The organism is Stenotrophomonas sp. YJH_SMC_120 (assembly GCF_059368675.1).
In genome coordinates this window covers 1-14,763 of the sequence record NZ_JCAFRY010000016.1, presented here as the reverse complement: position 1 = coordinate 14,763, position 14,763 = coordinate 1, and the positions used below count along the sequence as shown (strand labels likewise).

General features: G+C 68.0%; 14 protein-coding genes. 12 read left to right on the top strand and 2 right to left on the bottom strand.

Annotation, left to right across the window (positions count from 1 at the left end):
* Positions 1–52: 52 nt before the first annotated feature.
* From AC5P60_RS16450 to AC5P60_RS16440, 3 genes are all read left to right on the top strand, one after another.
* On the top strand, positions 53–1,744 hold the full coding sequence (locus AC5P60_RS16450; RefSeq protein ID WP_495201781.1) for a FecR family protein: 1,692 nt from the start codon (positions 53–55) through the stop codon (positions 1,742–1,744).
* Positions 1,741–3,366: a CHASE2 domain-containing protein gene (locus AC5P60_RS16445; protein WP_033835328.1), complete on the top strand. Its 1,626-nt coding sequence runs from the start codon at positions 1,741–1,743 to the stop codon at positions 3,364–3,366. The genes AC5P60_RS16450 and AC5P60_RS16445 overlap by 4 nt, the downstream gene beginning before the upstream one ends.
* Before the next feature lie 74 nt (positions 3,367–3,440).
* Positions 3,441–3,893 carry a DUF4442 domain-containing protein gene (locus AC5P60_RS16440; protein ID WP_049453107.1) on the top strand — a complete coding sequence of 151 codons (453 nt, stop codon included), beginning with the start codon at positions 3,441–3,443 and terminating at the stop codon, positions 3,891–3,893.
* 7 nt (positions 3,894–3,900) lie between these two features.
* Here the strand turns inward: AC5P60_RS16440 and AC5P60_RS16435 are convergent, their stop codons facing one another.
* Positions 3,901–5,217 (bottom strand): hypothetical protein, encoded by a 1,317-nt coding sequence (locus AC5P60_RS16435; protein WP_483693281.1) that lies wholly within the window; start codon positions 5,215–5,217, stop codon positions 3,901–3,903.
* Between the two features lie 76 nt (positions 5,218–5,293).
* Between AC5P60_RS16435 and AC5P60_RS16430 the strand changes: the two genes are divergently transcribed.
* The 9 genes from AC5P60_RS16430 (at position 5,294) to rnfB (ending at position 14,580) form a co-directional block, all read left to right on the top strand.
* Positions 5,294–5,989 (top strand): DUF502 domain-containing protein, encoded by a 696-nt coding sequence (locus tag AC5P60_RS16430; RefSeq protein ID WP_005414135.1) that lies wholly within the window; start codon positions 5,294–5,296, stop codon positions 5,987–5,989.
* Complete coding sequence (locus AC5P60_RS16425) at positions 5,986–6,771, top strand: queuosine precursor transporter (RefSeq protein WP_012480937.1); 786 nt, start codon at positions 5,986–5,988, stop codon at positions 6,769–6,771. Before AC5P60_RS16430 ends, AC5P60_RS16425 begins: the two co-directional genes overlap by 4 nt.
* A 95-nt stretch (positions 6,772–6,866) precedes the next feature.
* Positions 6,867–8,816: a DUF885 domain-containing protein gene (locus AC5P60_RS16420; RefSeq protein ID WP_495201780.1), complete on the top strand. Its 1,950-nt coding sequence runs from the start codon at positions 6,867–6,869 to the stop codon at positions 8,814–8,816.
* 16 nt (positions 8,817–8,832) lie between these two features.
* Positions 8,833–9,903, top strand: a complete 1,071-nt coding sequence (locus tag AC5P60_RS16415; protein WP_033835333.1) for a serine hydrolase domain-containing protein — start codon at positions 8,833–8,835, stop codon at positions 9,901–9,903.
* Positions 9,900–10,304, top strand: coding sequence for an SMU1112c/YaeR family gloxylase I-like metalloprotein (gloA2, locus tag AC5P60_RS16410; RefSeq protein ID WP_005414138.1), 405 nt, complete (start codon positions 9,900–9,902; stop codon positions 10,302–10,304). Before AC5P60_RS16415 ends, gloA2 begins: the two co-directional genes overlap by 4 nt.
* Before the next feature lie 535 nt (positions 10,305–10,839).
* The gene (locus tag AC5P60_RS16405; protein ID WP_005410552.1) at positions 10,840–11,283 is read left to right on the top strand and encodes a DUF2147 domain-containing protein; all 444 of its coding nucleotides are present in this window, start codon (positions 10,840–10,842) and stop codon (positions 11,281–11,283) included.
* A 102-nt stretch (positions 11,284–11,385) separates the two neighbouring features.
* Positions 11,386–13,473 (top strand): methionine--tRNA ligase, encoded by a 2,088-nt coding sequence (gene metG / locus AC5P60_RS16400; RefSeq protein WP_483693279.1) that lies wholly within the window; start codon positions 11,386–11,388, stop codon positions 13,471–13,473.
* A gap of 78 nt (positions 13,474–13,551) precedes the next feature.
* Positions 13,552–14,142, top strand: coding sequence for an HAD family hydrolase (locus AC5P60_RS16395; RefSeq protein ID WP_049451011.1), 591 nt, complete (start codon positions 13,552–13,554; stop codon positions 14,140–14,142).
* A 24-nt stretch (positions 14,143–14,166) separates the two neighbouring features.
* The gene (rnfB, locus tag AC5P60_RS16390; RefSeq protein ID WP_495201779.1) at positions 14,167–14,580 is read left to right on the top strand and encodes an Rnf electron transport complex subunit RnfB; all 414 of its coding nucleotides are present in this window, start codon (positions 14,167–14,169) and stop codon (positions 14,578–14,580) included.
* Positions 14,581–14,637: 57 nt separating this feature from the next.
* On the opposite strand, the gene AC5P60_RS16385 is transcribed toward rnfB, so the two are convergent.
* Positions 14,638–14,763 (bottom strand): integrase core domain-containing protein (locus AC5P60_RS16385; RefSeq protein ID WP_146257439.1); only part of this gene is annotated, 126 nt, incomplete at its 5' end.

Genomic DNA, 14,763 nt, shown 5'->3' with positions numbered 1-14,763 from the left:
GGGGCCATGGGGTCTTGCAGCTGCACCCCCGCATTGCCGGGATTGCAAAACTGTGACCTTCGTCCGCTCGCTGTTATTTGCCATGCGCTTCCAGGGCGCCCTGCTCTGTGCCCTGCTCTGTGCCCTGCTCTGTGCCCTGCTCTGTGCCCTGCTTCTGCTGCCGGCCATCGCCGCCGCGCAGGACTGGAACTACCGGGTCCGCCCCGGCGACACCCTGTGGGATCTGGGTGGCGTGTATCTGAAACCCTCGGTGCGCTGGCAACAGCTCCAGCAGCACAACCGAATCGACAACCCCTACCGGCTGCCGCCCGGCCAGCTGCTGCGTTTCCCCATCAGCTGGCTGCGCATCGAACCGGCACCGGCGCGGGTGCTCTCGGTCCGCGGCAAGGTCGAACTGTCCAGTGGAGACGGCAGCGCCAGCCGCGCCATCCAGGCCGGCGAGCAGCTGCATATCGGAGACACCGTACAGACCGAGGGCGAATCCAGCGTCACGCTGGAATTTGCCGATGCGTCGCGCCTGCAGCTGCGTGAGTACTCGCGCCTGCGCCTGGACCAGCTCAGCCGCTACGGCCACACCGGCATGGTCGACACCCGCCTGCGCCTGCAGCAGGGCCGCGCCAGCAATCGGGTGACGCCCGCGCGCGGCCCGGCATCGCGTTACATCATCGATGCGCCCACCGCCACCAGCAGCGTGCGCGGCACCGTCTTCCGGGTCAGTGCCGGCGACGGTCGTGATGTCGCGGCCACCGAGGTCCTGCAGGGCAAGGTGCAGGTCGGCAACACCCATGGCCAGCGCATGGTCCAGCCCGGACAGGCCACCCGCAGCGCCAGCGCAGACGCCGCACCGGACGCAGTCTCCGCACTGCTGCCGGCACCGCAGCTGCGCAACGATGAACTGCGCCTGGCCCCGTTGCCGACGCTGCTGGCATGGACTCCGGTCACCGGCGCCGCGCACTACCGCGTTGAAGTGGTAGAGGCAGCCACGCCGGAGATCCTGCTGTTCGCTGCCACCACCCCCGATACCCGCCTGGCCATCGGCGATCTGCCGCCGGGCCAGCTGCGCATCCTGCTGCGCGCGGTCGATGCGCAGGGTGTGGAAGGCATCGACGCCAGTGCCGACTTCGAACTCAGCGACCAGCCCCCACCGCCGCTGACCCTGACCCCGCTGCATGGACAGACAATCAACAGCGACCGCCCGCGTTTCCGCTGGAGCCAAGCCCCCGGTGCGCGCAGCAGCGTGCTGCAGATCGCGGCTGATTCCACCTTCGTACAGCCACTGCAGGAACAGACCAGCACCGGCACCGACCTGCGCCTGGCGCAGCCATTGCCGCCGGGTCACTACTTCTGGCGGATCGCCTCCCGCAGTGCCGATGGGCACCAGGGGCGCTATGGCCAGGCCCTGCCACTGCAGCTGAGCAACGAGCCGGTCGATCCTGCGCTGCAACCGCCCGAGGCCGCGCACGGTGAACTGACCCTGCGTTGGCAGGCCGGCAGCGAAGGCCAGCGCTATCGCGTGCAGGTCGACCGCCGCGGCGACTTCAAGGCACCCCTGGTCGACGAAACCGTGGCCGAACCGCAGGTCAGCTTCAAGCGCCCGTGGCGCGGCACCCTGCACGTGCGCGTGCAGTACATCGACGATGACGGCCATGCCGGCGAGTTCTCGCCTGCCCAGCAGATCGCCCTGCCGTGCCGCCTCTGCTATGGCACCGGCGGCGGTGCTCTGCTGCTGTGGCTGCTGTTGTGAGGCGCTCGCCGCTGCCGTGGTCGAAGCGGATCCTGCTGGCCATGCTGGCCGGGATACTGACCCTCGTCGCCAGCCAGGGCCAATGGCTGTGGCGGCAGGACGAGGCCACCTACGACGCGATGGTCGGCAACTGGGACTATCGACCCGACCCTAGCGTGCTGATCGTGGCCATCGACGAAGGCAGCCTGCAACGCATCGGCCAATGGCCGTGGCCGCGCTCGGTCCACGCCCGGTTGCTGGATCGCCTGACCGATGCCGGTGCCGAACGGGTCGCGCTGGATCTGATGCTGTCCGAGCCGGACCGCCGCGACAGCCGCCAGGACGAGGCGCTGGCCGCGGCCATCCGTCGCAATGGCCGGGTGGTGCTGCCGGTGCTGGCCGCACCGGCAGCCGGTGATCGCATGGCCGAGGAAATGCTGCCGGTTCCGCAGATCGCGGCCAGTGCCGCCGCCATCGGCCACACCGACGTTGAGGTGGACAGCGACGGCGTCGCCCGCGGCATCTACCTGCATGCGGGCATCGGCAAGGCGCATTGGCCGGCGCTCGGGCTGGCCCTGACCGGCCTGCCCGCGGGCGCGGTGCGCGGACTGCCCGACCCTGATCCCGAGGTGGGCTCGCCTTATCAATGGCGGCGCAACGACTACGTGCGGGTGCGCTATGCCGGACCTCCCGAGCAGTTGCCGCAGGTTTCCTACGCAGACGTACTCGATGGCCACGTGGACATGGCGATGCTGCATGGCCGCCGCATCATCGTCGGCATGACCGCCAGCGGCATCGCACCGCGCCTGCTGACCCCGACCACCCGCGAGTTCTGGATGAGCGGCAGCGAGTACCAGGCCAACATCGCCTCGATGCTGCTGCAGCACAAGCAGATCGAGGTGCTGCCCCGCTTCTGGCAGCACACCATCAGCGCGGTGCTGGTGGCGCTGTGCGTGATCCTGCTCGGCCTGCGCCTGCCGTGGCTGGCGGCGCTGAGTTCGCTGCCGCTTGCCCCTCTGCTGAGCTGGTTGCTGTTGCGCACCATCAACCTCTGGTGGGCGCCAGCCACCGCCCTGCTGGGCGTCCTGCTGGTCCTGCTGGCCTGGGCGATCTGGCGGATTTCGGCCTGGCACCGGCAGGCCAACCGCGACGCACTGACCGGCCTTGGCAATCGCCTGCGTTTCGAACAGGCGTTGCAGCAGGAATGCGACGCCGCACGACGCAACGGCAAGCCACTGAGCCTGGCGCTGATCGACGTCGACCACTTCAAGCGCCACAACGACCGCCATGGCCACCAGGTCGGCGACCGCGTGCTGCGGGACGTCGCCCGGTTGATCGGCGCGCATGCGCGGCGGCCGCGCGACATGGCCGCGCGTTACGGTGGCGATGAATTCGCACTGGTACTGCCCGATACCCCGGCCGAAGGCGCGCGGCTTGTCATCCAGGACCTGATCGACTGCGTACGTGCGTTGCCGGTACACGGTGACGGCAGCGACGACCGGGTGACGCTTACCATCGGCGTGTTCACCCGGGTACCGGAAGGCGGGCTGCATCCGCATCATTTCGTCGAAGGGGCCGACACCGCGCTGTACCAGGCCAAAGCCAACGGGCGCGACGGGTATGTGATCGACGGCGGCGCGTGACCGGCACCACCAGGGTGCAACATACGCATGCGAATGGTTAGACTGGACACCTCGCCCAGCGCCCCCGGATCCGCATGAACGCCTGTCTGTTCCGCTTCGGCATCAACCTCTGGCCGCCCTTCCTGTTCACCGGCATCCACGTCACCCGCATCACCCCCGACTACCGGCAGATCGATGTCGAGCTGCGCCTGCGGCCATGGAACCGCAACTACGTCGGCACCCACTTCGGCGGCAGCCTGTTCGCGATGACCGATCCATTCTGGATGCTCGGCCTGCTGCACACCCTCGGCCGCGACTACTACGTGTGGGACCGCGCCGGCACCATCGACTTCCTCAAGCCGGGCCGTGGCATCGTGCGGACGTCGTTCCGCATCGACGACGCGCTGCTGGATGAACTGCGCGCCGAAGCGGCCAGTGGCGAGAAGGTGCTGCGCTGGTTCAGCAACGACGTGATCGATGAAAGCGGCGAAGTGGTCGCCCAAGTCCGCAAGCAGGTCTACCTGCGGTTGAAGCCACACGCACGCTGAGCGCGCCTCAATCGCGCGCCAACGCAGTCGAAGCTGGCTCCGCCTCCAACGGCACCGACAGCCACGGGCTTTCGTCGTTGCTGCGGGACGGCGAGCGGCGCGGCACCTGCAGATGGCGGCCATCCGCCGACACCTGCGGCGCCCGCACCGGCGAGGCGAACTGTGCCGGCAACCGCTGCAGGGCATCCACCGGATCCCCCGGCTGCTGCCGCAGCCAGCGCTGTGCACCCAGCAGGCGCAGCATCGCCGCGGCGTCCTGGGTGCGCGACGAATAGGCCGGATAGACCGGACCCGCAATGTCGGTCAACAGGCAACCCATGACGTTCGACAGGCAACCAAAGTCACGCTGCGGCGGCGCCGGCACCGGCAACGGACGGTCCGCCTCCAGCGCAGCGGTCGCCGTCGCGCCACAGGCCCAACCGAGATTGCCGGCCGCACGGGCCAGGGTGCTGCTGCGGTCCAGTACCAGCGCGCCGCCGAATTCCCGCGCCGAGGTCTCGATCGCCACCTGGTTCATCGCATACTCGCCCTGCATCGCACGGCACAGGCTCTGCTCGTCGGCCCGCATCGGCTGCATGGCCTGTTCGCATTCGGCCGGCAGCGGGTGATCGGCAGGTAGTTCGACCAGCATGTCGGCCAGCAGCTGCGCGTTGGCCCGTACCAGGCTGGCGCCGATGATGCTTTCGACCAGATAGCTGCCACCGGGCACCAGCCGCCGGCCCAGCAGCACTCCCCGGCAGCTGCCGCGCAGGGCACCGTCGATGTCACCCTGTACGAACGCCAGCGCGCGTGCGCTGGTGGCATCGACCACCAGTCCGTAGGTCGGCATCGGCACCAGGATGCCCTCGCCCTTCGGCTGGAACGGCGATACGAAGTAGTCTGCTTCGGCGAGCTGATCCAGCCGCGCGTGCAACTGCTGGTGCCCGGCATGGGCCTCCACGAAGCGTTGCGGGTCCGCGCGGACCTGGGCGAGGCAGCCGCGGGCGGCCGGCCCGCAACTGGCACCGGGCCGCGAGCGCAGCTCGGCATGGTTGGCCACCAGGTGTGTCTGGCCGCCGCTGTTGCCCCGCAGGTCGGCCTCCCAACGGCGCACGTCCTCGGCCAACGCCTGCTCGCGCTGGCGGGCATCCAGATCGTCGAACGGCAGCGTCCACAACAGGGCATAACCGTTGCGCCCGCTCGCAGGCAGCCGCGCTTCCAGCAGTTGCTGCGCCTGCAACCGCGATTCCGGCACCGGCCACATGCGTGAGGCGCACCACACCACGATGGTCAACAGCAGCAGGCCCGCCAGGGTCCAGCCCAGTCCGCGCAGAATCTTCAACACAGCTTCCCTTCCATGGCTCGTTGCCGCAGTCGATCCACCAGCGTAATCGACCGGCAGTGACCGCTACAATGCGCACATGTCGCTCGAAGCCCCCGCCCTGGTCCCCCGCCCCTCCCTGCAGCGCCTGTTCCTGACCGGCCTGCTGACCCTGCTGCCGATCTGGCTGACCTGGGTCGTGGTCAAGTTCGTGTTCGTGTTGCTGTCGGGCATTTCCAGCCCGCTGGTGGTACCGCTGTCCGAGCAGATCGCGACAAGCTTTCCGCACTACCTCGGCTGGGTCCGCGCCGAATGGATCCAGGACACCATCGCCCTGCTGGCCACCCTGCTGGTGATCCTGGCGGTGGGCGTGGCCAGCCGCCGCGTGCTCGGCCAGCGCCTGCTGCGCTGGGTGGGCGCGGTCATCAAGCGCATTCCGCTGGCCAGCATCATCTACGACAGCGCAAAGAAGCTGCTGGACATGCTGCAGACCGAACCGGGCAGCACCCAGCGCGTGGTGCTGATCGACTTCCCGCACCGCGACATGAAATCGGTCGGACTGGTCACCCGCGTGATCAAGGAACACGGCACCGACCGTGAGCTGGCCGCGGTGTATGTACCGACCACGCCGAACCCGACCTCGGGCTACCTGGAAATCGTGCCGGTGGAACTGCTGACCCCGACTGACTGGACCGTCGACCAGGCCATGAGCTTCATCATTTCCGGCGGCGCCGTCGCACCGTCCAGCGTGCCGTTCACCCGCGCTGGCGAACGCACCGGCGAACGCACCGAATGACCCCGGCGCCGATCGAGCGCCCGCTGCAGGACCGCGCGGTCCTGCTGTTCATCGTGCTGGCCGCGTTCTTCTGCGGCAATGCGGTGCTGGCCGAGCTGATCGGGGTGAAGATCTTCGCGCTGGAAGACACCCTGGGCATCGCCCCGCTGAACTGGAACCTGTTCGGCCAGACCGGCTCGCTCAGCTTCACCGCCGGTACCCTGCTGTGGCCGGTGGTGTTCATCATGACCGACACCATCAACGAGTTTTTCGGCAAGCGCGGCGTGCGCTTCATCTCGTGGCTGGCGGTGGTGCTGATCGGCTACGGTTTCCTGTTCGCCTTCGCGGCCATTTCGCTGGCGCCGGCCAGCTGGTGGGTCACGTCGATGGATGGCCACGGTGTGCCCGACTACCAGGCCGCGTTCGCAGCCGTGTTCGGCCAGGGCATGTGGACCATCGCCGGTTCGCTGGTGGCCTTCCTGCTCGGCCAGCTGATCGACGTGGCGGTGTTCCACCGCATCCGCCAGGCCACCGGCGAACGCCACGTGTGGCTGCGTGCGACCGGATCGACCGCGATCTCGCAGGTGGTGGACAGCTTCGTGGTGATCTGGATCGCCTTCGTGCTGGGCCCGCAACACTGGCCGACCTCGCTGTTCCTTGCGGTCGCCAGCGTCAACTACGTGTACAAGATGGGCTTTGCGGTCGCCCTGATTCCGTTGCTGTACCTGATGCGGCGTGCCATCACCCGCTATCTGGGCGCCGATCGCGCGGCGGCACTGCGCGCCGCCGCTGCGGCTGACTGAAGCCCCAGCGCCGCCAAGCTGACTGCGCCTTCACGCTGGCCGTACGCGCGCGGATCGTGCAAGCTCCACGATCTGTGTTCCACGGAAGCTTCTTGATGCCGTATTCCCCCCGCGTCCTGGCCGCTGCCATTGCCGCGTTGTTCCTGTTCAGTGCCGTGCCGTCGGCCGAAGCAGCGAAGAAGAAGGCCAGCCGCCCTGCCGCTGCCCAGACCCGCCAGGCCGCCAAGCCCAAGGCCAGGCCCGCCCGTGCCACCGCACCGGCCCGTGGCAGTTCGGCGCGCCGCGCTGCGCCGCGTCCGGTCGCACCGGCCCGTGCCGTTCCCAAGCAGGTGCAGCTGGAACGGCTGTACGACGAGTACTGGGATGCCTCGATGCGGTTGAACCCGCTGCAGGCCACGTTCCAGGGCGAACCGCGCTACAACGACCAGCTACCAAACATTCTGTCCGCCGCCTGGCGCCAGCAGTCGCACGACTTCACCACGCAGTGGCTGGGCAAGGTCGAAAAACTCGGCAGCGATGGCCTGCAGGGCCAGGACCTGCTCAGTTACGAGATCTTCGTACGTGACGCGCGCGCCTCGCTGGCTGCCGAGCGCTACCCGAGCTGGATGATGCCGATCAGCCAGTACTACAACATCGGCAGCATCATGGCGATCCTCGGCTCCGGCGCGGGCGCGCAGCCGTTCAACACCGTGCAGGACTATGACATCTGGTCGCGCCGCTCGCTCGGCATTCCCGAACTGTTCGACCAGGCCATCGACAACATGCGCCAGGGCATGAAGGCCGGCGTGGTGCAGCCGCGCGACCTGATGGAGAAGGTGCTGCCGCAGCTGGATGCGGTGATCAAGCCGACCGCTGAAGAGAGCATCTTCTGGTCGCCGATCCGCACCATGCCGAACACGATTGCGGCCGAAGACAAGGCGCGCATCAGTGCCGAGTACAAGCGCATGATCGAACTGCGCATCATGCCCGCCTACCGCGCCCTGCGCGGCTTTATCGCCACCGAGTACCTGCCGGCCACGCGCGCCAGCAGCGGCATGGGCGCGCTGCCCGACGGCCAGGCCTGGTACGCCAACCTGATCGTGCAGACCACCGCCAGCGACCAGACCGCCGCGCAGCTGCACGCGCTGGGCGAGCAACGCGTGCAGGAACTGCAGACACAGATCGCCACGGTGATGAAGGACGCCAAGCTGCGTGGCACGCCGGCAAAGCTGCTGCGCAGCATGCGCAACGATCGCCAGTTCCAGTACAGCGATGCCAATGCACTGATCAGCCGCTACCGCCAGGTGCAGCAGCAGGTCAACGCGCGCCTGCCGCAGGTGCTCGATACGCTGCCGCAGTCCGCACTGGAAGTACGCGCGGTGGAGCCGGAACGGGCGCTGACCGCCGCCGCTGCCGCCTATCAGCCGTCGCCGCCCGGGCAGCCCGGGCAGCCCGGCGTGCTGTACATCAACACCCGCGACCTGCCCAGCCGCAAGCGCTGGAGCGTGCCGGTGCAGTACCTGCATGAAGCGATTCCCGGCCATCACGTGCAACTGGGCCTGCAGCAGGAGCTGGCCAAGCTGCCGCGCTTCCGTCGCCTCGGTGGCGATCTTGCGTTCGTCGAAGGCTGGGGCCTGTACGCCGAAACGCTGGGTGAAGACCTCGGCGCCTACACCGATCCCTACGACCGTATCGGCTACCTGTATTCACGCCTGCTGCGCGCCGCGCGCGTCGTCGCCGACACCGGCGTCAATGCACAGGGCTGGAGCAAGCAGCAGGCCGTGGCCTACCTGCAGAAGACGGTGGACATGAGCAGCGATGATGCCAACGCCGAAGTCGAGCGGATCATGGCCCAGCCCGGCCAGGCACTGTCGAACGTCGCCGGCCTGACCACCATCGTTGCCCTGCGCGACAAGGCCAAGGCACGCCAGGGCGCAGCCTTCGATCTGCGCCGCTTCCATGCAGAACTGCTGAAAGACGGCTCGATGCCTCTGGACGTGCTGGACCGCAAGATGGAGCGCTGGATGGCACAGCCGGCCAGCGCTGCGCCCACGCCTTCCCCCTGACGCTTCCGGAGCCACCATGCGCCCTGCCGTCGCCCTGTTCGCCGCCGTGCTGGGCCTGCTGCCTCTGGCGGGCGCCGCCGCACCGGTGCTGACCCCACCGGATGCCGGTATCGACGGCCTGATGCAGGCCTACGATGGCCAGGTGCCCGGCGCCGCAGTGCTGGTGCTGCATGACGGGCAGCCGGTGTTCCGCCGTGGCTACGGCCTTGCGGTGGTCGAAGACGGCACCCCGGTCACAGCCGCCAGCAATTTCCGGCTGGCCTCGGTCAGCAAGCAGTTCACCGCTGCGGCGGTGCTGCTGCTGGTGGAAGACGGCCGGCTCGGGCTGGACCAGCCGGCCCGGCAGTGGCTGCCCGAGCTGCCACCGGCTGCAGCGGGCATCACCCTCCGCCACCTGCTCTCGCATACCAGCGGCCTGCTCGACTACGAAGACCTGATGGACCCGGCAGACACGCTGCAGGTACACGATGCCGATGTGCTGGCCCTGCTGTCGCGCCAGGACCGGCTGAACTTCGCGCCGGGCACGCAATACCGCTACAGCAACAGCGGCTATGCACTGCTGGCACTGATCGTGGGCCGCGCATCCGGCCAGGATTTCGCCGCCTTCCTGCAACAACGCATCTTCCGCCCGCTGGGCATGACGCATACCGTGGCCCACCAGGACGGCGTGGACACGGTCGCCGCACGCGCCTATGGCTACAGCCGGATCGATGGCCGCTGGCAGCGCACCGACCAGAGCACTACCAGCGCCGTACTGGGAGACGGCGGGATCTACTCCTCGCTGGACGATCTCGCCCGCTGGGATGCGGCGCTGTACGACGACCGCCTGCTGTCGAAGGCCTCGCGCCGGGCGATGTTCAGCCCCGCGACATCGACGCCCGAACCGGATGTGCCGCACTACGGCTTCGGCTGGCGGCTGAATGGTCCGGTGCAATGGCACAGCGGCGAGAGCATCGGCTTCCGCAACGTGATCGTGCGCCACCCGGAGAAGCACCTGACCGTGATCGTGCTGACCAACCGCAACGACCCCGAACCCTATCCGCTGGCGCAGAAGATCGCCCAGCGCTGGCTGGACACCCTGCAATGACCCCCGGTTCCGACGCCCTGCTGGGCATCCACCACGCCGCACTGATCTGCAGCGACTACGCACGCTCGAAGGACTTCTACGTGCGCATCCTCGGCCTGCGCGTGCTGGCCGAGAACCACCGCGCCGCACGCGATTCCTGGAAGCTCGATCTGGCCCTGCCCGACGGCGGCCAGCTGGAACTGTTCTCCTTCCCCTCGCCGCCGCCCCGTCCCAGCCGCCCAGAGGCCCAGGGTCTGCGCCACCTCGCGTTCCGGGTCGCTGCACTGGAACCCTTCATCCAGCGCCTGGCCGCGCATGGTGTCGCCTGCGAACCGATCCGCGTGGACGAATACACCGGCCGACGCTTCACCTTCTTCGCCGACCCCGACGACCTGCCGCTGGAGCTGTACGAAGTCGGTTGAGCGTTTTTCAATCGTGATTCATCCATGCATGGCATGGATCTACTGTGTCGACCAAGGTCGACACCTACCCACAACCCGATACCGACAGATCTCCGGAAACTGTCGAAGGCGGGGTGGGTCCGGTTGCGGGGGCGTGAGCCGCATGGGCCCGAGGCATGCCTCGGGCGGGTTGGGCAGGACGCCCAACCCCGGTCTTGCCGTGTGCGCAGGACTGCGCCCACGAGCAAGCGGCGACCGAGCTTACATGGGTGAGGGCGCTTTGCTTGCGAAGCACTGCTTCGCAAGCGCCCGAACGCACAGCCGCCAGCGGCTGGGCCGGGCCCCGGAGGGGGACTCGCAGCGCCCCCCGCAACCGGACCGACCCCGCCATCCCACGGATAGCCCGCTGTTGCTGTTGCTGTTGCTGTTGCAGTTCCTGTTGCCCCCGCGGGTGCAGGGCGCAGCCCTGCAAAGCCCCCCTTCCCCATACCCCGCCGAATGGGTATACAGTCGACCCGTACCGGCATCGTGCCGGAATGAACCCTGGGAGGGGACCATGCGCAAGACCTTCAAGACCCTGCTGCTGGCACTGCCGCTGTGCCTGGCCGCGCTCTCGGCGCAGGCCGCCGATGGCGCCGCCGGCCGCTGGAAGACCATCGACGACAAGACCGGCAAGGTGAAGTCGATCGTCGAGATCACCCAGGCCGCCAACGGCACCCTGACCGGCAAGGTGGTCGACATCCTGCACTCGGACAAGGGCCCCAACCCGGTCTGTGACGGCTGTGAAGGCGCCAACAGGAACAAGCCGGTGAAGGGCATGACCATCCTCTGGAACCTGAAGGCCGACGGCGCCAACAAGTGGTCCGGTGGCACCATCCTCGATCCGGCCAATGGCAAGACCTACAAGTCGAAGATGGAACTGCAGCCCGGCGGCACCCGGCTGGACGTGTCCGGCTGCATCGCCTTCATCTGCCGCGCGCAGACCTGGCAGCGCGAATAAGCGCCCCGCTCCCCGCTTCATCCCCGTGACCCGGCCTCGGCCGGGTCACCTCGTTGCGGGCATGCGATACTCTGCGGTTCCCCTCGGCTTCACCCCGCGACCATGACCCGTACCGCGCTCGTCACCACCGCCCTGCCCTACGCCAACGGCCCGCTGCACCTGGGCCACCTGGTCGGCTACATCCAGGCCGACATCTGGGTGCGTGCGCGGCGAATGAGTGGCGGCAAGGCCTGGTTTGTCTGCGCCGACGATACCCATGGCACGCCGATCATGCTGGCCGCGGAAAAGGCCGGGGTCACCCCGGAAACCTTCATCGCCAACATCCAGGCCAGCCACGAACGTGACTTCGCCGCCTTCGGCGTGGCCTTCGACCACTACGACTCGACCAATTCGGCGGCCAACAAGGCGCTGACCGAGCAGTTCTACCTGAAGCTGGAAGCGGCCGGCCACATCAGCCGCCGTTCGGTGGCGCAGTTCTACGACCCGGCCAAGGGCATGTTCCTGCCCGACCGCTACGTCAAGGGCATCTGCCCGAACTGCGGCAGCCCCGACCAGTACGGCGACAACTGCGAAGTGTGCGGCGCTACCTATGCGCCGACCGACCTGAAGGAACCGCGTTCGGTCATCTCCGGTGCCACGCCGGAAATGCGCGATTCGGAGCACTTCTTCTTCGAGGTGGGCCACTTCGACGCGTTCCTGCGCGAATGGCTGGCCGGCGACGTCGCCCTGCCGGGGGTGAAGGCCAAGCTGGGTGAGTGGCTCAATGCCGAAGGTGGCCTGCGCGCGTGGGACATCTCGCGCGATGCGCCGTACTTCGGCTTCCAGATTCCCGGCCAACCGGGCAAGTACTTCTACGTCTGGCTGGATGCACCGATCGGCTACCTGTCCAGCTTCCAGACCCTGTGCGGCAGGATCGGCGAAGACTTCGAAGCGCACCTGCGCGCCGGTACCAGCACCGAGCTGCACCACTTCATCGGCAAGGACATCGTCAACTTCCACGGCCTGTTCTGGCCGGCGGTGCTGCACGGTACCGGCCACCGCGCGCCGACCCGCCTGCACGTCAACGGCTACCTGACCGTGGACGGTGCCAAGATGAGCAAGTCGCGCGGCACCTTCGTGATGGCGCGTACCTTCCTCGATGCCGGCCTGGAGCCGGAAGCGCTGCGCTACTACTACGCCGCCAAGTCCGGCGGTGGCGTCGACGATCTCGACCTGAACCTGGGTGACTTCATCGCCCGCGTCAACGCCGACCTGGTCGGCAAGTTCGTCAACCTGGCCAGCCGCTGCGCCGGCTTCATCAGCAAGCGTTTCGACGGCCAGCTGGCCGCGCAGCTGCCCGATGCGGCGCAGTACCAGCGCTTCGTCGACGGCTTGGCGCCGATCCGTGAAGCCTACGAGCGCAACGACCCGGCCGCGGCGATCCGCCTGACCATGGCCCTGGCCGACGAAGCCAACCGCTACATCGACGACGTCAAGCCGTGGGTCATCGCCAAGCAGGAAGGCGCCGACGCGCAGCTGCAGGCCGTGTGCAGCCAGGGCCTGAACCTGTTCCGCGTACTGGTCACCGCCCTGAAGCCGGTGCTGCCGGCCACCGCCGCGCAGGCCGAAGCCTTCCTGGCCGCGCCGGTGAACGACTGGACCGAACTGGCACAGCCGCTGCTGGGCCACCGCATCACCGACTACACCCCGCTGTTCACCCGTATCGACCCGAAGAAGATTGACGCCATGATCGACGCCTCCAAGGACACCCTGCAGCCGGCCGCGGCCGCCGCTGCCGCCCCCGCCGCCAGGACCGAAGCGGCCAAGCCGGCTGCACCGGCACCGGCCAAGGACGACGCAAAGAGCGCCGATGCTCCGACCTACATCGGCATCGACGATTTCGCCAAGCTCGACCTGCGCATCGGCAAGGTGCTGGTCTGTGAGTTCGTGGAAGGCTCGGACAAGCTGCTGCGCTTCGAACTGGATGCAGGTGAACTGGGCAAGCGCCAGATCTTCTCCGGTATCCGCGCCAGCTACGGCGACCCGGAGAAGCTGGTCGGCCGCAGCGTGGTGTTCATCGCCAACCTGGCCCCGCGCAAGATGCGCTTCGGCCTGAGCGAAGGCATGATCCTGTCGGCCGGTTTCGACGGCGGTGCGCTGGCGTTGCTGGACGCCGACAGCGGCGCGCAGCCGGGCATGCCGGTCCGCTGATGCCCGCAGCGGGCGTGGCCTCGGCCGCGCCCGCCGGCAGCACCGGCCACCGGAGGCAACGCGATGGGAGGCAACGGAATGGAACTGGCGCTGTTCGACTTCGACCACACCGTGACCACCTGCGATACCTATGGCCGTTTCCTGCGCCGCGTGGCCACCGCCGAACAGCTGGCGCAGGCGTGGTGGAAGGTCGGCCCGTGGCTGCTCGCGTACAAGCTGAAGCTGATCTCGGCCGGACGCATCCGCGCGCGCGTCACCCGCCTGACCTTCAGCGACCGCCACAGTGACGACATCGCCACCCTGGCCGCCGGCTTCTCGCGTGAGTTCCTGCCCGATGTGGTGCGCCCGGAAATGCTGGAGCAGATCCGCTGGCACAAGGAACAGCAGCACACCGTGGTGATCGTGTCCGGCTCGCTGGACCTGTACCTGCGGCCGTGGTGCGAGCAGCTGGGCCTGCAGTTGATCTGCAACCGGCTGGAATGTCAGGACGGACGCCTGACCGGCCGTTACGCCGGTGGCGACTGTGGCCCGCGCAAGGTCGAGCACATCCGTCGCCAGTTCGATCTGTCGCGTTACGTGCGCATCCATGCCTACGGTGACAGTTCCGAAGACAAGCCGATGCTGGCGCTGGCCCACGAGCGCTGGTTCCGCGGCAAACCCCTGAAGTAACCCGACGCGCAGCCTTCGCCACGCATGAGCCTGATCCCGCCCCTGACCGAACGCCTCGACCGCCTGCTGCCGCAGACCCAATGCGGGCAATGCGGCTACGACGGTTGCCGACCGTACGCGCAGGCGATGGCGCGCGGCGAGGCAGGCATCGACCGCTGCCCACCCGGTGGCGATGCCGGTGCACGCGCGCTGGCCCAGGTTCTGCGCGTACCGGCGATTCCTTTTGATCGTTCGCGCGGCGAGCACAAGACGCCGCAGGTGGCGTTGATCGTGGAAGCCGACTGCATCGGCTGCACCAAGTGCATCCAGGCCTGCCCGGTGGACGCCATCGTCGGCGGCGCCAAGTACATGCACACGGTGATCGCCGATCTGTGCACCGGCTGCGAGCTGTGCATCCCGCCGTGCCCGGTGGACTGCATCGAGCTGGTGCCGGCATAGCCACCGGACCAACCGGCGGAGCGGCGGAGCGGCGGAGCGGCGGGGTAGAGTCGACTGTTAGTTGTGTAAACCCACCACGTTGTTCAGCAGGACTCTGGAAATAGGTGGCTGGCCACCGATCCCCATGTGAGGGCGGTGCCAGTTGTAGTGGTGCAGCCATTGGGTCAGCACGGAATTGCGCTG

Excerpts from the sequence above, each read along its gene's own strand:
- AC5P60_RS16405 (WP_005410552.1), top strand. The coding sequence starts at position 10,840 with ATGCGCAAGACCTTCAAGACCCTGCTGCTGGCACTGCCGCTGTGCCTG.
- AC5P60_RS16420 (WP_495201780.1), top strand. The coding sequence starts at position 6,867 with ATGCCGTATTCCCCCCGCGTCCTGGCCGCTGCCATTGCCGCGTTGTTC.
- gloA2 (WP_005414138.1), top strand. The coding sequence starts at position 9,900 with ATGACCCCCGGTTCCGACGCCCTGCTGGGCATCCACCACGCCGCACTG.
- AC5P60_RS16395 (WP_049451011.1), top strand. The coding sequence starts at position 13,552 with ATGGAACTGGCGCTGTTCGACTTCGACCACACCGTGACCACCTGCGAT.
- AC5P60_RS16430 (WP_005414135.1), top strand. The coding sequence starts at position 5,294 with ATGTCGCTCGAAGCCCCCGCCCTGGTCCCCCGCCCCTCCCTGCAGCGC.
- metG (WP_483693279.1), top strand. The coding sequence starts at position 11,386 with ATGACCCGTACCGCGCTCGTCACCACCGCCCTGCCCTACGCCAACGGC.
- AC5P60_RS16440 (WP_049453107.1), top strand. The coding sequence starts at position 3,441 with ATGAACGCCTGTCTGTTCCGCTTCGGCATCAACCTCTGGCCGCCCTTC.
- AC5P60_RS16425 (WP_012480937.1), top strand. The coding sequence starts at position 5,986 with ATGACCCCGGCGCCGATCGAGCGCCCGCTGCAGGACCGCGCGGTCCTG.
- AC5P60_RS16415 (WP_033835333.1), top strand. The coding sequence starts at position 8,833 with ATGCGCCCTGCCGTCGCCCTGTTCGCCGCCGTGCTGGGCCTGCTGCCT.
- rnfB (WP_495201779.1), top strand. The coding sequence starts at position 14,167 with ATGAGCCTGATCCCGCCCCTGACCGAACGCCTCGACCGCCTGCTGCCG.